We start from the raw sequence: 20,087 nt of genomic DNA, 5'->3' as shown, positions 1-20,087 counted from the left end.
AGTTTCGATGCCGGAGCCATGTCAGGCTACCTCAAGCCAGTTGCGGCGCACGTCGGGTGCGGCATCGAGCTCTGCCGGTGTTCCGCGGAAGACCAGTTCGCCATGCCCCATGACCATCACTTGCTGAGCAACTTTCAGGGCGATCGTCAGTTTTTGCTCGACCAGCACCACTGCGACGCCGCGTCGACCAATATCGAGGATCACCTCCATCACCACTTCGACGATCCGGGGGGCCAGTCCCTCGGTCGGTTCATCGATCAGCAGCACACGGGGATTGCCCAGCAGCGACCGGCAGATGGTCAGCATCTGTTGTTCGCCACCCGACAGATACCCGGCGCGGATCGCGCGCCGCTCGCTTAGGCGCGGGAAATAGTCGTACATCTCGTTGATCGACCAGCGATGCGCGCCAGGGGCGCCTTTCTGCACGCCCATGACAAGGTTTTCCTCGACCGTCAGATTGGGAAAGACCAGCCGTTCCTCGGGCACGTAGCCGATGCCCTGTCTGCAGATGTTATAGGGCCGCTGCCGTGCCAGCGGACGCCCGTCCAGCGCAACGGTCCCGGCTGTGGGTGGAAGCAGCCCCATCATTGCCTTCAGGAGCGTCGAGCGGCCCGAACCGTTGCGGCCCAGCAGTGAGACGATCGCGGATTCCGGTACATCCATATCGATGCCGTGCAAGATGTGGCTCTTGCCATAATGGGCATGCAGCCCCTTCACTTCGAGCAAGCTCATGACGCCTCCTCGCCCAGATAGGCTTCCTGTACTTCGCGATTTGCGCTGATCCGCTCCGGCGTGCCCGTCGCAAGAATGCTCCCGTAGACCAGCACCGAGACCCGGTCGCAAAGGCCGAACACGACGCCCATGTCGTGTTCCACCATCAGCAGCGTCTTGCCCTCGGTAACGGTACGGATCAAATCCATCGCCTTGGTAGTTTCCTCGCGCGACATGCCGGCGGTGGGTTCGTCGAGCAGGATCACCTCGGCGCCTGTGGTCAGGGTCATGCCGATCTCCAGCGCCCTCTGCTCGGAATAGGTGAGATCACCCGCAGGATCGTTGCCCCGTGCTTCCAGACCGACACGGGCCAGAACTTCGGCGGTCTCATCATTCACCTGCCTCATGCTCAACACGGACCGGAACAGGCCGTAGCGCACGCCGTGGCGGGCGAGCACGCCGATACGCAGGTTCTCGAACACGCTCAAACGGTGGAAGATGTTGGTGATCTGGAACGACCGCGCCAGTCCTGCCCGATTGATCTGGTGTGGCGAGAGACCTGCGATGCTGCGGCCGTTGAGCAATATCTCTCCCGCCGAGGGTGCGAACATGCCGGAGATCAGATTGAAAAGCGTGGACTTGCCTGCGCCGTTCGGGCCGATGACCGCGTGGCGTTCGCCAGTCCGGATATCAAGATCGAGCCCCCGGATCACCTCGATTGGTCCGAAGGATTTCTTCACGCCGGCAAGCCGCAGTGCCGGCTGATCCAAGACGGTCCCGGTCACGCCGCACCTCCCAGTGAAATAGGCTTTGCCGACGTATCGGGGCTCTGGCCCTTGCTGTTCCAAAATGCGCTGATATGCCGACGTGTGCTGACGGTGATCGCACCGCCCCCTGCGAGAAGGACAAGCGGAAGCAGCCATGTGAGAATGCCGGCTGGATTCCAACTGGCGCCGAAAAGTTGATAATCGGGCAGACCACCCCCGGCGTTTCGTCTCGCCACCGCATATTCCTCACCGAACAGCACCGCCACCGTCTCGGTCAGGAACACGGCCCCTGCAGTTATCAGCACTCCGCCGACGAGAGCCAATAGATAGAGGCCTGATAGCGACCTCCAGTCGAGCTGTCGGCGGGTGCGGAGGTGATGCTGCAATACGCCGCCTATGCCGCTAGGCGCGTAGAGCATGACCAGAACGAATATCAGGCCTTGGTAGAGTACCCATGATCTGGTGAGGTCCGAGACCAGGAACGAAAAAAGCGTGAAGATGGCTGCGCCGATCACTGGGCCGAAGAAAACTGTTGAGCCGCCGACGAAGGTCTGCAGGACCACCTGGGCCGAGACGTCGCTGGCAAACAGTGAATAGTTCGCCGTCTCGTTCGAGATCGCCTGCAGCGACCCCGCCACGCCGGTGAGCATTGTGGACACGGCGAAGACGATTACCTTGACGCTGTGGGTGCTGTAACCAAGAAACCGCACCCTCTGTTCGTTGTCGCGGAGCGCCAGTGTCAACCGGCCGAACGGCGTGCGGGTGTATGCCCAAAGCCCGAGCCCACAGATCAGTACCCAGGCCAGGGTGAGGTAATAGATTTCCAGCATCGAGCCGAAGGTGATTCCGCTCCAGGGCATCCGCATCGTCGAAATGCCGGATTCGCCACCAAAGACTGCCTCCAGCCGCGGCGCCAGCGAGTGGAACAGCTCGGCAATCGCCAGCGTCACCAAGGCGAAGTAGACGCCCGACCGCATTGTTGCGAAATAACCGGCAATCAGCCCTATCAACAGGCCCGCCACCGCGCCGGCCAGCGGCACAAGCGGTGTCGGAAAGGGAAAACCATCCTCGATTGCAATCATCAGATGCAGCGCCGCGAACGCGCCTATCCCGAAATAGGCGGCATGTCCGAAGGACAGCAAACCGGCCTGACCGATGAGCAGATTGAACGCCAGCGCAAAAAGGCTCGCGATCAGTATGTTCACCAGCGCGTTCTGCCAGCCCAGGCCCAGAAAAGGCGGGACGGCAATCAACAGCGCCAGCAGAGCGGCAAGAAGAAGGGTGTTACGAATAGCTGCCATTTTAGTTACGCTCGCCCATGAGACCTGCCGGGCGTACCAGCAGCACGATCAGCATCAGCGCGAATGGGATTGTGGCGCTGATCGAGGACAATTTCAGTGTCATCAGCCCGCCAAGCGATCGCGCCCAGTCGCCAAGGCCGACCAAGCCCATCAGGCTCGCCAGCGACCAGTCGAGGCCTACCGCAAACGACGAGAAGAGCCCGATCAGAAGCGAGGCCACCAACGATCCCTTCAGCGATCCGAGCCCGCCGACCACGACGACCACGAACACGATCACGCCGAGCTCGATCCCCATGTTCGGGTTGGTTGGATAAAAGGCTCCCGCAACCGCGCCTGCCAGTCCCGCAAGCGCCGCGCCCGTGCCGAACACGAACATGAACACCATCGGGATATTGTGTCCAAGCGCCTCGGCCATGGCGGGCAGCCGTTCGGCCGCACGCACGACGATCCCAGTGCGGGTCCGCGTCAGGAGTACCCATAGCGCGGTGAACATCACAGCCGCCACGCCACCGATGAATATCCGGTAAAAGGGATAGTCGGCGCCAAAGATCGAAAAGGCGGAAAATCGCATTCCGCCTGGCATCTGGTAGTTCACCGGAAAGTCGCCGAAGAAAAGTTTGATCAGTTCCTCGATGATCAGCGCAAGACCGAAGGTCAGAAGAAGCTCGTGGGCATGACCGTGGGCATGCACGCGTGGCAAAAGGAACCGCTCAACCGCCATACCGATCAGGCCGACGATTATGGGTGCGACCGCGATCCCGACCCAGAAGCCGAAAATGGACGACACCGCATAGGCGATATAGGCGCCCAGCATGTAGAATGAGGCATGAGCGAAGTTCAGCACGCCCATCATGCCGAAGATGAGCGTCAGGCCAGCGGAGACCATAAACAGCAGCAGGCCGTAGGTCACGCCATTCAGCGTGGAGATGATCGCAAATTCCATGGGGACTTCCGGATAATATCAGCAAGACGGTCCGACCGGCGACAAACGCCGGCCGGAGCCCAGGCACGCCAAGCTCACTCCTTGGGGCGCTCCATCCGGCAGCTATCCTGCACAGGGTAGATTGCCTTGTCGCCGGCAATGATCTTGACGGTCTCGAAGCCCATGTCGGTTCCGTCGGCCGGATATTTCGGATTCTTGACGACTTTCGAAACCACCACCGGCCGGATCGTCTGGTGATCTTCCTTGCGGACTGAAATCGGTCCAAGAGGCGTTTCGTAGGTCGTATTCTCAAGCGCCAGCGCGATTTTGGTTACATTAATGTCGCCGCCGCCAAAATTGACCTTACTCAGCGCCTGTTGCAGCGCGCCGAGGGCAAAAGCGGAATGCCCCTCGACGAAGATCGGATAGTGACCCGTCGCCTTCTTATAGGTCTCCGCGAATTTGCCGTCGGTGGCGGCATTGTCGTAGTTATTGGCGATGTAGTGGCCTAGCGCTGTTTTGCCGGCATTGGCGATGTTGCCGGGCTGATCGAGGAAGGCGGTAGCAAAAGTCACATCGAGGCCCGCATCACCCACCGCCTTCATCAGCAGGAGCAGGTCGTTCGACCAATTGCCGGTGAAAACGGTATCGGGCGCAGCCGACTTGATCCGCGCGACAAAGGGCGCGAAGTCCTGGATCTTGTTCACGTCGTGCAGCACTTCGTCTACGACCTTATAGCCGCCAGCTTGCGCGCCTGCAGCGACGGCGGCCTGCATGTCCTGTCCCCAGGAATAGTTCTGGTTGATCGAGTAGACCTTTGTGCCCAGATCGCCCGCTTCTTTCATCGCGCTGACCATCGCATTCACCCGCATCGGTGCGGTTGCCGTGTAGCGGAAATGATAGAATTGGCACTTTTGGCCTGTGAGCTCCATCGCGTCGCCGCCAAGGTTGATGAAAATCACCTCTTTGCCAGGATTGCGGATGTTGTGTTTGCGAACATCCTCGGTGAGCTGGCCGGCGATCGCCGAGGATGCGCCCTGGAAGATGATGTCGACGCCGTCGGCCACCGCCTTCCGGAACTTGTCGGCGGCATCCGGAGCACCACCGGCATTGTCGTATTCGGTGACGACAACTGGCTCGCCATTGAACCCGCCGGCCTCGTTGATACGCTCGACACCGTATTTGACGGCGTTCGCGTAAAGGCGGCCCGTCGACGTCTGTGCACCCGACAGGCTTTCGATGATCCCGATCTTCAGGGGCTCAGCGTGAAGCGCGGTCGTGCTCAAGGCCGTCGCGGACATGGCCGCGATGATGACAATACGTCTCATATTCGGTCTCCTCCCAGATGATGTCTGTGTGCGTGCCACTGCCACCGGTCGAGCTGCTCTTCCGGAAAGCCCTCCTGGGCACGATGGGGATCTAAACATAACACGAGCTGGCTGTAAAGATATTAGATATGTGATCACACATCCAATATCACCTCAGCTTCAGGCCGCTGGTTGCCTAGGGGCTGAATAGGACATAAAAGCGCTTGGAGGTGTGACCCCAACACCAGATCATCTTTTTGATTCCGGGCGGACATTAGCCATCCCTTTGACGCAGCCCAACGAGGCCCCGAGCACGTGAATACTGTTGAAGCCAAGTACAAGAGCCAGCGCGCGCTTACGCCGGTCGATGTGACAACTGTTCAGGAGCGCGTCTACCAAAGCCTCAGACTTGGCCTTCTGAAAGGTGAGTTCCTTCCCGGCGAACAAATATCGATCCGCGGCCTGGCGGAGGTGCTTGGCACCAGCGCGATGCCGGTACGTGAGGCGGTGGCGCGCTTGATCGCGGAACGCGCGATTGAACAATCGGGACCGCGGATGCTTCGTATTGCCCCATACGTTGCATCGGATCATGAGAATTACATTCGGGTCCGCATGCAGCTCGAAGGCTACGCGGCCGAACGTGCGGCCAGCGCACCGAAGAACTCCGTTCTCATCGATGCTCTAAGGCGCCATAACCAGGCTATCGCAGAGGCGCTGGAGGTCCGGGATCTCGATGCGGCGCTTGGCGGCAACCAGGCCTTTCATTTCGAGCTCTACCGTGCGGGCGGCTATCCGCAGCTGCTCGACATCATCTCTACCCTTTGGCTCCGCACTGGACCAATCGTCGCGTCGGCCCGCAGGGACGAGGCGCTTTTCGGGCGGATTTTCGACAATGGCGTTCGCATCCACAGCGACGTCATCGACGCAGTCGCGCGGCGAGACCGCGCTGCTGCGCGGCGGGCGATCAATCTTGACATTCGTTCTTCGCATCTGTCGATCAGACGCTTTTACAAACTCACTTCAGGCCAGGAAGACAGGCCGAGCGTCTGAGGCGCTTCGCCCTCTCGCTGCGAGTAGCAACGGAAGCGGGAGCTCAAGATGTGAAATCATAAATTCGAAGCCGATGGAATCGGAGGATTCACAAAATCTGCCCTACGCTCTAGTCGGTGGCTCCGTTGCAGTCTGCGGGGGAACCATGACCTTATTACATTTTGTGACAAGTTCCCCATGTGATGGGACAATTCTGCGACAATCCCATTGTACCATCCCCAAATTGGCTGGAACGGGAAACTCATCGCGACACGTCCGCCAAATGGCCCGACTTATAATGAGAGAGCAGACATGGCAGCGCAAAAAAAGAATGAGAACTCAGTTCCAGCGGTTATCCAGCGTTTCGAGGCTCAATCCGCACATCCATTTAATGGACTGTCGCCGAACACTTCGTTTCGTAGAGCAGTTTTCGCGATAGGCGAAAGGATTTGGCGGTTGGCGGCCGTTTCGCTCTGCGCGCTCGTTTTACAATCGGAGACCACACGAGCGCAGAATGCCGAGGCCGGTGAGCGAGTATTCGTCCAGTGTCGAGGCTGTCATCAAGTCGGGGAGACCGCCCGCAACGTGACGGGCCCCCATCTCAACGGGCTTTTCGGACGCACCAGTGGTACGGTGGAAGGCTACGCCTATTCGGCTGCAAATAAAAACGCCGGCATCGTCTGGACCGACGAAAGCTTTCGTGAATTTGTAACCAACCCAAGGATCAAAATTCCTGGCACCAAAATGATCTATGCGGGGATCAAGAACCCGGACCAGGTCACAGACCTGATAGCCTATCTCAAGCAATTCGAGGCGTCGGGCAAAAGACAGTAGCCCTTATTGTGTGGCGATTGTTATCCTGACCACGGGCTATCGTGTCGACAGCACGCTTTGTTTGGTCGGCTATGGTCTAATCGCGGGTGTCTCGATGGCCATCCCTCGCGCCCGGGACATCAGGAACAACTCCAGCGCGATATATTCTTCGGCGCCATAGGCGTAGGGCTCTGCGCGGATCCCGATAAGGCATCCGCGCAGCCGTCGTTGCAACGATCCGATACGCTGCCACTCCAATCTATAGAGCGGATAACCAGTCGGATGCCCCTGCGGAATCAGCGAGCCCGCTAGGCGCTGCCCTGCATGATCGTCATGACAGTTAGCGCAGGAGAAATTGAGCTGTCCCTGTCGCAGGTAGTAGAGCGCCTCGCCTTGTCTTCGCGACGGCTCCAGTCGCACATCGTCCGGCTGCGTAATGGGTATACCTCGCGACTGTATGGAAACATAGGCCGCGAGCGCGAGCAGTTCCGAACTTTCAAGCGGAAGCGGCGGCGCCTTCTGACGGGTCTCCCGGCAAAGATTGATCTGTCCCTGCAGATCGATCGGCGCATTTCGAGCTGTGCTGAAGGACGGATAGCGCGCGGCCACGCCTCTCATGCTGACCTCGGCATTTTGGTGGCAATCCGCACAAGACGCCCTTGAGCTGCCGACTTTCGCCCTCCATAATTCTTGTCCCTCCAAGACAGCAAACATGCCAGGATTAGATGTATCGTCGCGTTGCATCGCCTGCGACTCCCTGCTCATGTCTTCAAAGCCGGACCGTCGGAGGTCTGTTGTCTGGGCCGCTGCGATGAGGGTAGAAACCGCCATCGCCCATAGCAGCATGGAGTTGAAGAAGACGGTGGACATCATTCGACGATGAAATCGACGGTTTCAGTTTGTGACATGCCGAGGTCATCGATCCAGGAGAAGGTCATGGTGCCACCTTCTTCTGCCTTGACCGTAAACGCGATGAATGGATTTGCTGCAATTGCCGGAAAAAGATCAGCACGAAAAATCTCAATCTGATCTAGCTCGCAGACGAAATTCCTGATGATGTCGCGCGGGAATGACGTGCCATCCCCTTTTGGGCGATAGCCCGTTTCCATGGGATGCTGAATCAGTGTCCTGATCTCGACGATCTCACCCCGCTTCGCCTTCGGCAGGTTGATCAAGATACGAGCCATGTCAATTCTCCGCACACGCCGGAAGGGTTACGATCAACTCAACCGAGCCGGACCAAAAACTGCCATCGCTCATTTGCGCTATCGCTGTGATGTTTTGGGAATCTCCGAGCCGGATGCGGGTTGATACGAACGCACGGCCGGAACGAGAACTCAGATGGAATATGCCGATGTTCGGCTGGGGGTTCTTCTCGTTAAACACCGCAATCGCCTGGACGAAGTCGTCTTTTTCCATTGGGCTTTCGACGGTGATCGCAAGCGGCACGGAATTGCCGTTCTCTACGAGTGGCGGAATGTCCATCTTCACGCGGCCCGCCTTGATCTCGGCACTGCCGGTAAAATGGCGGATGGCATCGCGCATCGCCTCCGTCGTGGCACGCGCCGGCCGCGCGGCGATCAGTGCAAGGCAGCCCGTCAGCACAGCGCGGCGGGAGAGTTTTGGCTGAAATGATCTCCCCGTCATGGCGGATCCCTCAACGTCATCAGGAAGGCTACAACATCCTCAACTTCGTCAGCGGACAGCACAGGCCTATTCTGCCAAGAGCCTGCGACGCGGTTCAGACCGTCGACACGATAATAGGCCGGCATGATAGTCGACGGATTGACTTTGCTGCTGTCCACCAGACGCAATCGCAACTGCCCCTCATCCCACCGGCTGCCGGCGCCGCGAAGATCGGGCGCGAGATCGCCCTGAAACCGCTGTTCCGGGAACGGCCCTGTATGGCACAGCAGGCAAAGCCCCTTCTGGCGGTCGGTAACAACGGTGCGGCCGCGCGCGGCATCGCCGGCTTTTCCTGTCAACGATTGAGGAATGGCGTCGCCGACGACAATGAAAGCGCGCAGCTGCGCTATCGCGGGCGAGGCGACGAGGAGGGCGGCGATCAGGAACAGCGATCTAGCCAAAGACTTCATCCGTAATAGTTCTGAACCAGGCATCGGCGTATGAGGCTTCCAAGGAGCGAAGGGAGGCTGAGCCATCTGCGGGGCTGACACCCCCTGCCCCTTCCACGTCAGTCAATACGCCGTTGACGGGCTGATAGACACCCGCGACCGTTATGCCATAATCGGGTGCAACCAGACTGTAGCAGGTATTGATCAATTTCGGCGTCTGCGGTGCCTGGCCCCTGAGCAGATTTATGATCGCTGCAGCACAGACTTTCGCTTGCGCATTTGCTGAGAACGCCGATTTTGGCATGCTACCAGCGATGCAGGCATCACCAATGATATGAATGCCCGGCTGCTGTCGCGATTCGAAGGTGACCGGATCGATCGGACACCAACCGGTGCGGTCGGCAGTGCCGGCAAGAACGGCGACCTCACCCGCATGCTGCGGCGGAATGACATTGGCAACATCTGCCTTGTGGCGGCCGAACTCGGTGACCAGCATCCTCTGCCTCACATCAACCTCGATGACCTTCCCCCCCGATGACATCGAAACCCACTCGAGGTTTGGATAAAGCGCCTTCCACGCCCCCTGAAACAGTCCCTGCTTTGAGAAGCTGTCTTTGGCATCAAGGACGATAAGCTTTGCGCGCGGCTTTTGGATTTTGAGATAATAGGCAACCAGGCTCGCTCGCTCGTATGGGCCTGGCGGACACCGGTAGGGATTTGCCGGCACGGAGATTATCACCGTTCCGCCATCCGGCATCGCTTCGAGCTGGCCGCGCAGCAGCGAAGTCTGCTCACCTGCTTTCCAAGCGTGCGGCATGATCTGTGCGACGTCTTCCGTATAGCCTGGCAGTGCGTCGTACCGCAGGTCGATTCCGGGCGCTAGCACGAGGCGGTCATACCCTAGCGTTGTACCATCCGAGAGCGAGACGCGCCTCTCCTGCCCGTCAATCCTTGTGGCACGCTGCGCGACAACCGCCAAACCCTCCTTCTTGAGTGCGTCATAGGTGAACTGCTGCCGCGACAGCGGTCGCAAGCCGGCAAGGACTCCGTTGCTGAACGGGCACGCCGTATAGGTTGCCGCTGGCTCCACCAGTGTCACGTTGAGGCCACCGCGGTTAAGTTCGCGTGCGCAGGTTGCCCCCGCGAAGCCGCCGCCGATTACCACGACGTGGCCAGCCGACTGCGCAATCGCGGGCCGCGCCAGCGCCGCGGCCGCGCTGAGGACCACGCCCGTCCGAAGCACCGCACGACGACTGAAGGAAGCTCGTGTCATTCGTCTCCCCTTGCCAGCCATTCCGCAATTGCCCGCATCTCGCCATCGGTAAATCCCTTGGCAATACGCCCCATGACCGTTGCTTCGCGTTCGCCATTGCGGAAAGCTTGCAGAGCACCAAGGATATCGGGCGCAGAAAGACCCTGTAACGAAGGGATGGAATGGCCGTTGGCTGACCGCGCATGACAACCCGAGCAGGATGATGCGCCCGGAGGCGCCGCCGGCGGGCTAACCGCCGGCTGCCCCATAGCAGGAGATGACGCCACCAGAAGAGCTGTTGAGATCCAAACTTCCCTCATGCGCCGCACCCACTTCATCGATGCCACTCACTTTGCGACGGGTTGGAGCGCTTACGCCTTCTTTAAGCTGGTTTTCGATAGCGGAACCTGCCGCACCCTTATACCGGTTGCAGCAAAGACGGCGTTCAGCACCGCTGGCGCCGCGACAAAAATCGTCGGCTCACCCACACCGCCCCAAAAGCCGCCTGATGGCATGATTATTGTTTCGACGTCGAACATCTCATCCATACGCAGCATCTGATAGGTGTCGAAATTCTCCTGCTCAACGCGGCCATTGGCGATGGTGATCTCTCCATAGAGCGCTGCGGTGAGGCCGTAGACGAATGAGCCTTCCACTTGCGCAGCGATCTGCTGCGGGTTGACGGCATGACCGCAATCCGTTGCCGCGACAATGCGATGAATCTTCAAAATTCCGGCGTCACTCACCGAGACTTCGGCGCAGGCCGCGACGTAACTGCCAAAGCCCATCTGCTGTGCGAGGCCGCGATAGACCCCGGCAGGTGGAGGCGTACCCCAACCGACCTTTTCTGCAACGGCATCGAGCACCGCGCGATGTTTAGGATGGTTCGCCATCAGTTTGCGGCGAAATTCCAACGGATCCTGTTTCGCCGAATGTGCGAGTTCATCCAGGAAGCATTCCAGATAGATGGCATTCTGGTTATTGTTAACGCCGCGCCAGAAACCTGCGGGTACGTGCGAGTTTCGCATCGCATGCTCGATCAGCAGGTTCGGAACAGTGTACCCCAACTGGCTTTCCGGTCCTTCCGGGTTGAGACCCTGGAATGTAGCTGCATCGCGGCCATTTTGGAGACGGGCTGGACTGATGGTTGCCAGGATGGATTGACCGGAGATCCTCATGTGCAACGCGTTGAGATTGTCCTGGTCGTCGAATCCCGCGATCAAGCGGCATTGCGTGGCGGGATGATACCAGCCGTGGGTCATGTCTTCTTCGCGCGACCATATGGTCTTGACCGGTGTGCCGGGCATCTCTTTTGCGATCAATATCGCGTAACGCACGAAATCCTGGCTTGATGAACGTCGGCCAAATCCGCCGCCTAAATGCAGCCGATAGACCTCGTTCTTGTCGATAGGCAGGCCAGAAACCTCCGTAGCGGTTGCGAGAGCTGCCTCAGCGTTTTGAGTGGCCGTCCAAACCTCACATTTTTGGGGCGTCCAGAGCGCTGTCGCGTTCATCGGCTCCATAGTAACGTGGTGTTGGTGCGGTACAGCATAGACAGCTTCGACGGTACGCCGCGCACTTGCGAGGGCCGCGTGCGCGTCGCCATTTTTGCTGCCGAGTATAGCCTCGCTGGCCGTCAGGCCCTCGGTTTGTGCCGCAAGAATGTCCGCTTGCTGCACCTTGCTGTTCGGTCCCTCATCCCATTCGATCGGCAGCGCGTCGAGCGCCGTCTTGGCACGCCACCAGGTGTCGGCGATCACAGCCACGCCGGTATCGCCCACCCTTACGGCTTTTTTGAAGCCAGGCATGTTCTCGATTTGGGTGACATCGAAGTTCTTGATCTTGCCGCCGAACACCGGACAGATTTTCAACGCAGCATTTAGCATGCCCGGCAACTTCACATCGATGCTGTAGATTTGGCGGCCGTTCAATTTCTCCGGCGTGTCCAGACGCTTTAATGGCTGCCCGGCGATCGTCCAGGTCTTAGGATCTTTCAACGTGATGCTGTCGGTCGGGGGCGGCGTCAATAAGGAAGCCGCCGCTGCAACCTTGCCATAACTGGTCGAGCGGCCCGTGACCGCATGGGTGATGACGCCCTTGGCGACTGTGCATTCGCCGACCGGCACCTTCCATTCATTAGCCGCGGCCTGAACCAGCATCATACGCGCCGCCGCGCCGCCCTTGCGTACGTAGTCGTTGGACTGGCGTATGCCCTGACTACCGGCGGTGCCAAAATTCTGCCAAACTCGGCCGCGTCTGACATTCTCGCCTGGAGTAGGATACTCCCAGGTCACCTTGTTCCAGTCACACTCGAGTTCTTCGGCAACGAGTTGCGCAAGACCAGTCAACGTACCCTGGCCCATTTCGGCGCGTGCGATGCGCACGACCACGGTGTCGTCGGGCTTGATAACCACCCAGGCGTTGACTTCAGGTGTGACAGACTGTGCAGAAGCGTCACCGCCAAAGGGTAGGTGAAAGCCAAGTGTCAGGCCCGCCGCGGCCGCGGCGCCGCCGGCAAGGAAGCCACGGCGAGGAACAGTAAGCGTGGTCATGGCGTCCTCCCTCAACCGGCCATCGTGTTGGAAGCCAGCTGGATCGCTGCCTTGATCCGATTGTAGGTGCCGCAGCGACAGATGTTGGTCATCTCTTCACGGATCTGCTGCTCGGTTGGTCTGGGATTGGCATTCAACAAGGCTGTCGCGGCCATAATCTGGCCGGATTGACAGTAACCGCATTGCGGCACGTCGAGTTCCAGCCATGCCTTTTGTACTGGGTGCGCCAGATCAGGCGAAAGCCCTTCGATTGTGACGATCTTCTGCTGCTCCGTCACCGTAGAGACTGGAATGGCACAGGAGCGCGTTGCGACGCCGTCTATATGAACGGTACAAGCGCCGCATTGCGCAACACCACACCCGTATTTGGTACCGGTCAACCCAACCTGTTCGCGGATCACCCAAAGTAGCGGCGTCTCAGGCTCGACATCCAAGTCGTAGACTACATCGTTTATGGAAAGCCGAGTCATGCTTCTTCTCCCCGGTTGAATTGTTTCGCCGCGCCACGTTGTTTTGCCGGCAGAATAATCGCCGGAAAGACCTACATGAGATTTGTCGCACAGATGTGCCAGAAGCGTGCCAATTTGTATAAAAGTGTATCGCGGCAGACGGAGGAAGAGGGCCAGGACCGCCTGCCGCGCAAAGTAGGAAAGGTGGGTAAAGCGTTCTTGCGACGTAATGCGGTCACTCAGCCATTCTAGTATTACAGTTGCATTTTAGTCTGGGATGAGCTCGTCGAGCGGCCGCCTGATGAGCGCGTCTCCAGCGCTACCATGCGGTGACGTAGGCGGGTTTATGCGACGCTGAGCGAGTCTGAAAGCGATGCGCAGAACTTCCTGGAGAGACCAGCGGGTCAAGTCCTGATGGTCGGCATCCGCGGTCTCTTTGGGGGCGTCGCGTCATTGGCGTGGTACCGGATCAGCGCCATCATGGCGAAGGCAAGCATGACGAGGAAGACGTGGCGATGCCAGCCATGCCATGACCGGGTTTCGTTGTGATCGAGTCCGAGCTCGTTCTTGGCGGTCTCGAAGCTGTCTTCGATCGCCCAGTGATGGCCTTCGACGGAAACGAGCGTCTGGACGTCTGTCCCGGCAGGGCACTATGTGGTGAAGAATGCGAGATCGCCATCGCTGATATTGCGTTGGATCAGGAGGCCACGGCTCCAAGCCCCGATTTCGTCTCATTGTTCATCGGCATCCAGATCGGCGAGTTCGCAATCCTCGGCCTCTGGATCGAGCAGACTGAAGGGGCAAAGTTCTGGCTTCGGGTGATGAACGAGCTGAAAAGCCGTGGCTGCCAGGATATCCTGATCGCCGTGGTCGATGGCTTGAAGGGCTTTCCCGAAGCCATCACCGCCGTCTTTCCCCAAAACGGTCGTCCAAACTTGTATTGTTCATTTGATCCGGCACTCCCTGGAGTTCGTTTCCTACAAGGATCGCAAGCCGGTCGTGCCGGCGTTGAGAGCCATCTACCGTGCCCGAGATGCCGAGGCGGGCCTGAAGGCGCTGGAGGCCTTCGAGACCGGATACTGGGGCCAGAGTACCCTGCCATCTCTCACAGCTGGCGGCGCAACTGGGAGCATGTCGTTCCCTTCTTCGCCTTCCCAGAGGGTGTTCGCCGCATCATTTATACTACCCCAACGCCATAGAGGCCTTGAACTCGAAGCTTCGCCGGGCTGTGCGGTCGCGTGGGCATTTCCCTGGTGACGGTAAGGCGGGAAAGCAATCGTGGACGGATCCGCGATTTCCCGCCGAACGCGATGAAGCTGTTATATTTGGTTCTCAACAATGCGGCCGAGCAATGGAAGCGCGCGCCGCGGGAATGGGTCGAGGCAAAGACACAGTTCGCCGTCATCTTCGGCGAGCGGTTCTTCAACTGATGAAAGCCGGCCCCCGGCACAGAATTCCTGACACTCCCTGATCCTAGCGCCCGCGACACTTTGATACAATTTTAGTGCAGGCCGGCATAGCTGTGCGACAAATGCGGGTTATCCCTTTCTCGTACCCGAGAGGTACAGCTAACGAGAAAGGAACCACATGTTCAAGCATCTCATCATCGCGCTTATCGCAGGTCTATCTTTCACCGGCGTAACGCTTGCGGAAGACGGCAAGGAGCGGCTGGATCGGACCCAGACGAATAGCACCAGCGTCGAAAGCGACAGCTACAGCAGCTCCGAGCAAACGCCTTTTGGCTCTCGCACCAGCCGCGACGATCGCCGCATCTTCGACAGCGGTGACTATTATGAAGGTATGTTCCGGCCCAACTAACCCCTGCAGTTCATTCAAGACTTCGATTGCCGCAAGGTCGCAAACTCAGGGCAATCGTCAAAAGCACAAGGATCGAAACCCAATGACCAAGATCACCAGTATCACTCTGCTGCTCGCATCGGCAGTCCTGACCACTCCAGCCTTTGCCGAAGGCGAATATTACGAAGGCGTTCAGCGCCAGTCGCCGATAGAAGCCGTCTCGCCTATGCAAAACACTCTTGGCGATCACAGCAGGACCTTCTATTTTCCCGGCTCGGATGCCACCGCGCTCGCATCGAAAACCTCCCGCGACAACAGGAAAATCGGCGATAGCGGCGATTATTATGAGGGTGTCTCGCGTCCAAACTAAATGATTGACCTCGGACGCGCTCGTCGTGCAAACCGTCCCCAGCAGTCGCTCTGCGCACCCCCTGCAGAGGGCTGGTGGGGGACGGTTTTTGATAGAGAAAGCTCGATTGCGGTCGTGGAAATCCTGATCGCATTTCTTCGGCTACGCTGGCTTGCCGGGCAGTGGAATTGGAGTGTCGTAGGAATGGCAATGGAGACTTCGCCGCATATTGCTGTCGTGGATGATCATCATGACATCCGGGATCTGGTTGGCCAGTACCTGACGAGACACGGCTACAGGGTTAGTCTGGCCGAAAGCGGTCAGATGCTGCGTGACCTTCTAGGGCGCGAGGCCATCGACCTCATCGTGCTTGATATCATGATGCCTGGTGAGGATGGCATCAGCATATGCCGTCACCTGCGTGCATCCATATCCACCCCGATTATTTTCCTGACCGCGATGTCGGAGGACACAGACCGCATCGTCGGTCTCGAGATCGGCGCGGACGATTATCTCGTCAAGCCCTTCAATCCTCGCGAACTGCTTGCGCGGGTGCGCGCGGTCTTGCGCCGCGGCCAGGGGGCGTCGACGAGAGACAGCGATGCAATCAAGGGAAACACGGTTCGTTTCAATCAGTGGACCCTCGATTTCGCCCGACAGGAACTCACCGGCACAGATGGTATTGGGCTAGCCTTGAGCACGGTCGAATTCCGGTTGCTCAAGGCGTTTCTCGATCACCCCGGAATGGTCCTCAGCCGAGACCAGCTCCTGGATCTCACTGCCGGAAGAATGGCCGATGCTTTCGACCGCAGCATCGACAATCAGGTCAGCCGCTTGCGCAAGAAAGTCGAGACCGACCCGAAAAACCCGTCTATCATCAAGACCCATTGGGGTGGCGGCTACAGCTTTTCAGCTAGCGTGGTGAAGTCATGATCTCGTGGTGGAAACGAAGTCTGGCCAGACAACTCATCGGCTTCATTCTGTTGGCGCTCGTTGTCTCACAGGTGCTTTCGTTTCTCATCTCATGGGATGAGCAGGACAAGGCCCTGAAGGCAGCTTCCAAAAGTGAGTTTTTCACCCGAACAGGTTCGATTACCCGTCTTATGGAGGTTATTCCTGCCGAACTTCGCGAGGAAGTGTTGCAAGCGAGCGAGACATCAACCTCTCGTTTTTGGGTGACAACTGATCCACCGACAGACCTTGTTAGCTGGCGACGTAGCGCGACGTCGCAACTGGTCCGCCCGATCCGCAATGCGGTAGCCCTGCCTCCCGAATGGGGGCTCGGCTCCGCTTCAAGGCAAACGGGCATCGCACGAAGCGCAGAAGCCAAAATCAGCCCCACCGCCGGGATGTCTGAATGGGTTCAGGCGGGCGGCACACTCTGGCCGTTGGATCAAGCTGCCAGATACGCTGATCTCGTGACGCCGAACGGTATTGGTTCTGGAATGGGCATGGCCGTTCAGCTCAAGAGCGGACTTTGGCTCAATACTGCCTACTTCAAGTCTGTAGGAACGCCCTGGTGGCGTTCGCCATCGCTCTATTCCTTCGCACTTAGCGCCGTGATCCTGTCTGTCATTGTTATCCTGGCGACAGAGCGAATTATCCGGCCAATGCGACAGCTGGCCGCCGCTGCCGACGCGCTCGGGCGCGGAGAGAACATCGCACCCATTGCCGAGAGCGGCCCCGACGACATTCGCTTGACGGCCGTATCGTTCAATCGGATGCAGCAGCGGCTGCATCGATACGTCGAAGACAGGGTCAGAATGCTTGCAGCGATCGGCCATGATCTTAGAACACCTTTGACCTCACTGAGGCTACGCGCGGAATTGGTGTCCGATTCAGATGTTCAAAAGCGGATGCTCGACACCATTGATGAGGTTCAGACAATGGCCGAAGCAACCATCGCTTTTGCCAAGGGCGAGGCATCTACTGAGGAAACGCGCACGATTGATCTGTGCGCGCTGGTCGAGAGCCTTTGCCATGACCTCGGAGACCTCGGCCACAAAGTCGAATTTATCGAAGGAAAGAAAACGCATTACCGCTGTCGTCCTGGGGCCTTGCGCCGCGCCATACGCAACCTCGTAGAAAATGCAGTCAGATACGGTGGAAGCGCCAGCGTGTCGATCGTCGAACGGGAGATATCCTTCGACATCCTCATCAAGGATCGAGGTCCAGGTATTCCAGAAGACATGCGGGATAAAGTGTTCTCACCCTTCTTCCGGATGGAAAAGTCACGCAATCGCCAAACCGGTGGTATCGGCCTTGGAATGTCGATCGCCCGGGCGATTGTCCGACACCATGGTGGAGATATAGAGCTTTCATCTGGTAATCCGGGCTTGACGGCATGCGTGCGCCTACCCAAAGCCGATCGTGCCTCAATCGTGCATCGTTCAGAGGTAGTCGCCGCCCATTGGACGTTGTAGGGAGGAGTTGCGCAAGGAGATCGATCGCCGTTCTGCGGCCATTCCGGATCGCGCCGAGCGTATTCAAGCCGCGCTAGACGCTCAGCCTCGCTACATGAAGTTGATCGCCTCCCTCTGCGACAAGAGCGGGCAGACGCTCGAAAGAGTGACGGCCGGCGATCCAACTCTCTTCTATGACGGAAAAACGTTGCGGCAGCTCAAGCCGGAAGAACTCGACGCAAGGTCACCGACGAGCACGCAAATCACCTGGTTCTTTATCACCGAGATGGGCGTGCATCTGATGGCGGAAATCGATGGAAAAGCCGCCATGTTCGACAATGAAACCAGAACAAAAATAGCAGAGATCGATGCATTGAGCATACGGTGAGCTGGCATATGTACCGCGAGAAACTTGAGATGAAACGCGAGCCGCTGGCCCTCCCACAGCCAAGGCGCTTCATGGCTCGAAGCGCCCCGCTCCAGCACTGTTAGAATTCCACCGATTTCCGGTAGTCTGACGGACAGCGTAGCAAGTGGCGAGGGAAGGATGACATTCGACAAAGTTCGGGCGGATGCCCTGGTCATGGAAGTCGGCCAAATGATCGCCGCAGATCCCAGCTATGCCGGTCGCGACTGGACCGGCGTGGCGCTGGTGATTGAGGTTGCACCGCGTCGGCGCATGTATGGTTTCGTCTATCTCGTCGATGGCGATTGGGAAGCGGAGACGCCTGGTGATTTCGAGATCATCGAGAAGGCCGAAACGCTGAGCGACGTCATGGCCGAGGAGGACAGGCGCTGGACGCGCTGCCTTGTTCAGCTGACGCAGCCGGGACCAGAGCTGAAAATCCAATTCGACTATGGGAGTGAAGACTGGAACGTCTCGCCGTTGAACCATGTCGAGATGATCGACAAGCTCAGGCCATAGCGCACCCCGTTCGCCGGAAAGTTTGAAATCTCGCAGGTTCTCAAACTGAGGAAGCGCATTATATACTTGACCCGCTCATGCATCATCGGAGGCAGGAATGAGACGAACTCTTGCGGGCATGTTTGTGCTGGCCGCCGCGATCATGCCAGCCTCACTGAGCGCACAGGATACCGGTTGGAGCAACGGCTTCTGGTCCACCACGCTTCCGGCGATAACAGGCACGGATACGCTGGGCTTGGCACTACGCAACAGCCTGCAGGACGACGATTCTCCTGGCGAATCTGCCGACACCGGAAGCGAAGCGGCTACCACGCCGCCGACGGCTGCGGCGGATCTTCGTTACACGCCGTCGCACGAGCGCCGCATCGCGAATTTCGCGAACTTCGTCGCGAAGAGCCGCCTGAGCGACCCGCAAGGGGCCAACAATCTTGCCAAACTGTTTTCCTCTCAGGACGTGGTCGAGGGGATGAAGGCTCCTCTAGGCGCAGTTGGCTTGAGGATCGACGATGTCGCTGACGCGTACGCAGCGTGGTGGATAAACGCCTGGCAAGCCGGACGAGGACGCGATGAAGATGTTAGCCGACAAATGGCAATCGCGGTCAGGGATCAGGCAGCCGCAGCAATGGCATCTTCGGGCATGCTGCGTGGCGCCAGCGACGCTGCCAAGCAGGAAATGGCCGAAAGCCTGCTGATCCAGGCGGCCCTGATTGCCGCGGCAATGGAGCAGAGCAAGGGCAATGCTGCTCTTTCGCGCGCAATCGCGGCTGCCGTATCGCAGGGAGCTCGCGGAATGAATGTGGATCTCGCGACCATGACCCTGACAGAGCAGGGATTTGTCCCCGCGCGGTAAGCCCGTCGGAATTCAGGTCGGGTGATTTGCCCTTGGCCAACAGCATGAGCGTTTAGCGAACCTTTCACGTAAAGGTCGAGACCAGCATTCGATGGACGATCGTCTTGCAGGGCAATGAGGTCGCGCTCATCCAACGTCCATTCGGCATTCGCGCTGATCCGGTGTCCGGCATCCGTCCGAACCATGCGCATGAGCTCCTCATCGCTGTTTTCTGACTTGCGGGCATAATACGGTGCAGCACCGCAGCCCAAGGTAAGGACGATAGGGCGGCGGCCCTCCTGCGACAGCAAGCAGAGCTTAATCGCCTCTGTCGCGGCGGATCTGGTGATGATCCGCGCACCGGCATGCGAAAAACGCGGTGTCGTCCCGCAAGCTTGGCGAGTTGGGATGGTGCTTCGGCAAGGAAGGTGAGTTCGAATATCAAAAGCAATGGCATCGCTGCCTACCGGGATCCATCCGTGCGGATTCCGACGTGAAGCCGGCCGCCATTCCGATCAAAGACCGGCCACCATTCCGATTTGAAGCCGGCCACCGTTCCGATCAAAGACCGGCCAGTTTTCGGCACTGAACATTACCTCCTGGGTCA

General features: G+C 58.7%; 22 protein-coding genes and 2 pseudogenes. 10 read left to right on the top strand and 14 right to left on the bottom strand.

The window, feature by feature from the left end; all coding sequences use genetic code 11:
• Window positions 1-21: 21 nt before the first annotated feature.
• The 5 genes from DMO26_RS17555 to DMO26_RS17535 form a co-directional block, all read right to left on the bottom strand.
• Complete coding sequence (locus tag DMO26_RS17555; protein WP_117193459.1) at window positions 22-732, bottom strand: ABC transporter ATP-binding protein; 711 nt, start codon at window positions 730-732, stop codon at window positions 22-24.
• Window positions 729-1,496 carry an ABC transporter ATP-binding protein gene (locus DMO26_RS17550; protein WP_205421241.1) on the bottom strand — a complete coding sequence of 256 codons (768 nt, stop codon included), beginning with the start codon at window positions 1,494-1,496 and terminating at the stop codon, window positions 729-731. The genes DMO26_RS17555 and DMO26_RS17550 overlap by 4 nt, the downstream gene beginning before the upstream one ends.
• Window positions 1,493-2,779: a branched-chain amino acid ABC transporter permease gene (locus DMO26_RS17545; RefSeq protein WP_117193457.1), complete on the bottom strand. Its 1,287-nt coding sequence runs from the start codon at window positions 2,777-2,779 to the stop codon at window positions 1,493-1,495. The genes DMO26_RS17550 and DMO26_RS17545 overlap by 4 nt, the downstream gene beginning before the upstream one ends.
• Window position 2,780: 1 nt before the next feature.
• Complete coding sequence (locus DMO26_RS17540; protein WP_117193456.1) at window positions 2,781-3,722, bottom strand: branched-chain amino acid ABC transporter permease; 942 nt, start codon at window positions 3,720-3,722, stop codon at window positions 2,781-2,783.
• Window positions 3,723-3,796: 74 nt separating this feature from the next.
• On the bottom strand, window positions 3,797-5,029 hold the full coding sequence (locus DMO26_RS17535; protein WP_205421233.1) for a branched-chain amino acid ABC transporter substrate-binding protein: 1,233 nt from the start codon (window positions 5,027-5,029) through the stop codon (window positions 3,797-3,799).
• A gap of 294 nt (window positions 5,030-5,323) precedes the next feature.
• On the opposite strand from DMO26_RS17535, the gene DMO26_RS17530 reads away from it, so the two are divergent.
• The gene (locus DMO26_RS17530; protein ID WP_117193455.1) at window positions 5,324-6,058 is read left to right on the top strand and encodes a GntR family transcriptional regulator; all 735 of its coding nucleotides are present in this window, start codon (window positions 5,324-5,326) and stop codon (window positions 6,056-6,058) included.
• A 291-nt stretch (window positions 6,059-6,349) separates the two neighbouring features.
• Entirely contained in the window at window positions 6,350-6,871 is a 522-nt protein-coding gene (locus tag DMO26_RS17525) for a c-type cytochrome (RefSeq protein WP_117193454.1), read from the top strand.
• 69 nt (window positions 6,872-6,940) lie between these two features.
• On the opposite strand, the gene soxA is transcribed toward DMO26_RS17525, so the two are convergent.
• The 9 genes and pseudogenes from soxA to DMO26_RS34165 all read right to left on the bottom strand — a co-directional run.
• Window positions 6,941-7,723 (bottom strand): sulfur oxidation c-type cytochrome SoxA, encoded by a 783-nt coding sequence (soxA, locus tag DMO26_RS17520; RefSeq protein WP_319025404.1) that lies wholly within the window; start codon window positions 7,721-7,723, stop codon window positions 6,941-6,943.
• Complete coding sequence (soxZ, locus tag DMO26_RS17515; RefSeq protein WP_117193453.1) at window positions 7,720-8,037, bottom strand: thiosulfate oxidation carrier complex protein SoxZ; 318 nt, start codon at window positions 8,035-8,037, stop codon at window positions 7,720-7,722. The genes soxA and soxZ overlap by 4 nt, the downstream gene beginning before the upstream one ends.
• Before the next feature lies 1 nt (window position 8,038).
• A complete protein-coding gene (locus DMO26_RS17510) occupies window positions 8,039-8,497 on the bottom strand; it encodes a SoxY-related AACIE arm protein (RefSeq protein WP_117193452.1) in 459 nt (152 codons plus the stop codon).
• Complete coding sequence (gene soxX, locus DMO26_RS17505) at window positions 8,494-8,946, bottom strand: sulfur oxidation c-type cytochrome SoxX (protein WP_117193451.1); 453 nt, start codon at window positions 8,944-8,946, stop codon at window positions 8,494-8,496. The genes DMO26_RS17510 and soxX overlap by 4 nt, the downstream gene beginning before the upstream one ends.
• Complete coding sequence (locus tag DMO26_RS17500; RefSeq protein ID WP_117193450.1) at window positions 8,930-10,198, bottom strand: NAD(P)/FAD-dependent oxidoreductase; 1,269 nt, start codon at window positions 10,196-10,198, stop codon at window positions 8,930-8,932. Before DMO26_RS17500 ends, soxX begins: the two co-directional genes overlap by 17 nt.
• Window positions 10,195-10,446, bottom strand: a complete 252-nt coding sequence (locus DMO26_RS35100) for a c-type cytochrome (protein ID WP_404947066.1) — start codon at window positions 10,444-10,446, stop codon at window positions 10,195-10,197. The genes DMO26_RS17500 and DMO26_RS35100 overlap by 4 nt, the downstream gene beginning before the upstream one ends.
• 102 nt (window positions 10,447-10,548) lie before the next feature.
• Window positions 10,549-12,729, bottom strand: a complete 2,181-nt coding sequence (locus tag DMO26_RS17490) for a xanthine dehydrogenase family protein molybdopterin-binding subunit (protein WP_117193448.1) — start codon at window positions 12,727-12,729, stop codon at window positions 10,549-10,551.
• A gap of 11 nt (window positions 12,730-12,740) precedes the next feature.
• Window positions 12,741-13,199 (bottom strand): (2Fe-2S)-binding protein, encoded by a 459-nt coding sequence (locus DMO26_RS17485; RefSeq protein WP_117193447.1) that lies wholly within the window; start codon window positions 13,197-13,199, stop codon window positions 12,741-12,743.
• 383 nt (window positions 13,200-13,582) lie between these two features.
• Window positions 13,583-13,900, bottom strand: a pseudogene (locus tag DMO26_RS34165) (IS701 family transposase); the annotation flags it as partial.
• Between the two features lie 33 nt (window positions 13,901-13,933).
• On the opposite strand from DMO26_RS34165, the pseudogene DMO26_RS17475 reads away from it, so the two are divergent.
• The 8 genes and pseudogenes from DMO26_RS17475 to DMO26_RS17440 form a co-directional block, all read left to right on the top strand.
• A pseudogene (locus tag DMO26_RS17475) lies at window positions 13,934-14,608 on the top strand (IS256 family transposase); the annotation flags it as partial.
• Window positions 14,609-14,765: 157 nt separating this feature from the next.
• A complete protein-coding gene (locus DMO26_RS17470; protein WP_117193445.1) occupies window positions 14,766-14,996 on the top strand; it encodes a hypothetical protein in 231 nt (76 codons plus the stop codon).
• 82 nt (window positions 14,997-15,078) lie between these two features.
• Window positions 15,079-15,345 carry a hypothetical protein gene (locus DMO26_RS17465; protein ID WP_117193444.1) on the top strand — a complete coding sequence of 89 codons (267 nt, stop codon included), beginning with the start codon at window positions 15,079-15,081 and terminating at the stop codon, window positions 15,343-15,345.
• 189 nt (window positions 15,346-15,534) lie between these two features.
• Window positions 15,535-16,257, top strand: coding sequence for a response regulator (locus DMO26_RS17460; RefSeq protein WP_117193741.1), 723 nt, complete (start codon window positions 15,535-15,537; stop codon window positions 16,255-16,257).
• Complete coding sequence (locus DMO26_RS17455) at window positions 16,254-17,747, top strand: HAMP domain-containing sensor histidine kinase (protein WP_117193443.1); 1,494 nt, start codon at window positions 16,254-16,256, stop codon at window positions 17,745-17,747. Before DMO26_RS17460 ends, DMO26_RS17455 begins: the two co-directional genes overlap by 4 nt.
• 7 nt (window positions 17,748-17,754) lie before the next feature.
• The gene (locus tag DMO26_RS17450) at window positions 17,755-18,114 is read left to right on the top strand and encodes a hypothetical protein (RefSeq protein WP_117193442.1); all 360 of its coding nucleotides are present in this window, start codon (window positions 17,755-17,757) and stop codon (window positions 18,112-18,114) included.
• 159 nt (window positions 18,115-18,273) lie between these two features.
• Window positions 18,274-18,651, top strand: a complete 378-nt coding sequence (locus tag DMO26_RS17445) for a hypothetical protein (protein ID WP_117193441.1) — start codon at window positions 18,274-18,276, stop codon at window positions 18,649-18,651.
• A 97-nt stretch (window positions 18,652-18,748) separates the two neighbouring features.
• Window positions 18,749-19,501, top strand: a complete 753-nt coding sequence (locus DMO26_RS17440; protein WP_117193440.1) for a DUF6683 family protein — start codon at window positions 18,749-18,751, stop codon at window positions 19,499-19,501.
• Window positions 19,502-20,087 lie beyond the last annotated feature (586 nt).

It is taken from the genome of Rhizobium terrae (assembly GCF_003425685.1).
Classification (GTDB): domain Bacteria; phylum Pseudomonadota; class Alphaproteobacteria; order Rhizobiales; family Rhizobiaceae; genus Neorhizobium; species Neorhizobium terrae.
This window is presented reverse-complemented; position numbering and strand designations above follow the sequence as displayed.

Excerpts from the sequence above, each read along its gene's own strand:
- DMO26_RS17500 (WP_117193450.1), bottom strand. The coding sequence starts at position 10,198 with ATGACACGAGCTTCCTTCAGTCGTCGTGCGGTGCTTCGGACGGGCGTG.
- DMO26_RS17540 (WP_117193456.1), bottom strand. The coding sequence starts at position 3,722 with ATGGAATTTGCGATCATCTCCACGCTGAATGGCGTGACCTACGGCCTG.
- DMO26_RS17525 (WP_117193454.1), top strand. The coding sequence starts at position 6,350 with ATGGCAGCGCAAAAAAAGAATGAGAACTCAGTTCCAGCGGTTATCCAG.
- DMO26_RS17555 (WP_117193459.1), bottom strand. The coding sequence starts at position 732 with ATGAGCTTGCTCGAAGTGAAGGGGCTGCATGCCCATTATGGCAAGAGC.
- DMO26_RS17460 (WP_117193741.1), top strand. The coding sequence starts at position 15,535 with ATGGAGACTTCGCCGCATATTGCTGTCGTGGATGATCATCATGACATC.
- DMO26_RS17510 (WP_117193452.1), bottom strand. The coding sequence starts at position 8,497 with ATGACGGGGAGATCATTTCAGCCAAAACTCTCCCGCCGCGCTGTGCTG.
- DMO26_RS17490 (WP_117193448.1), bottom strand. The coding sequence starts at position 12,729 with ATGACCACGCTTACTGTTCCTCGCCGTGGCTTCCTTGCCGGCGGCGCC.
- DMO26_RS17535 (WP_205421233.1), bottom strand. The coding sequence starts at position 5,029 with ATGAGACGTATTGTCATCATCGCGGCCATGTCCGCGACGGCCTTGAGC.
- DMO26_RS17440 (WP_117193440.1), top strand. The coding sequence starts at position 18,749 with ATGAGACGAACTCTTGCGGGCATGTTTGTGCTGGCCGCCGCGATCATG.
- DMO26_RS17545 (WP_117193457.1), bottom strand. The coding sequence starts at position 2,779 with ATGGCAGCTATTCGTAACACCCTTCTTCTTGCCGCTCTGCTGGCGCTG.
- soxA (WP_319025404.1), bottom strand. The coding sequence starts at position 7,723 with ATGATGTCCACCGTCTTCTTCAACTCCATGCTGCTATGGGCGATGGCG.
- soxZ (WP_117193453.1), bottom strand. The coding sequence starts at position 8,037 with ATGGCTCGTATCTTGATCAACCTGCCGAAGGCGAAGCGGGGTGAGATC.
- DMO26_RS17465 (WP_117193444.1), top strand. The coding sequence starts at position 15,079 with ATGACCAAGATCACCAGTATCACTCTGCTGCTCGCATCGGCAGTCCTG.
- DMO26_RS17445 (WP_117193441.1), top strand. The coding sequence starts at position 18,274 with ATGACATTCGACAAAGTTCGGGCGGATGCCCTGGTCATGGAAGTCGGC.
- DMO26_RS35100 (WP_404947066.1), bottom strand. The coding sequence starts at position 10,446 with ATGGGGCAGCCGGCGGTTAGCCCGCCGGCGGCGCCTCCGGGCGCATCA.
- DMO26_RS17485 (WP_117193447.1), bottom strand. The coding sequence starts at position 13,199 with ATGACTCGGCTTTCCATAAACGATGTAGTCTACGACTTGGATGTCGAG.
- DMO26_RS17455 (WP_117193443.1), top strand. The coding sequence starts at position 16,254 with ATGATCTCGTGGTGGAAACGAAGTCTGGCCAGACAACTCATCGGCTTC.
- soxX (WP_117193451.1), bottom strand. The coding sequence starts at position 8,946 with ATGAAGTCTTTGGCTAGATCGCTGTTCCTGATCGCCGCCCTCCTCGTC.
- DMO26_RS17470 (WP_117193445.1), top strand. The coding sequence starts at position 14,766 with ATGTTCAAGCATCTCATCATCGCGCTTATCGCAGGTCTATCTTTCACC.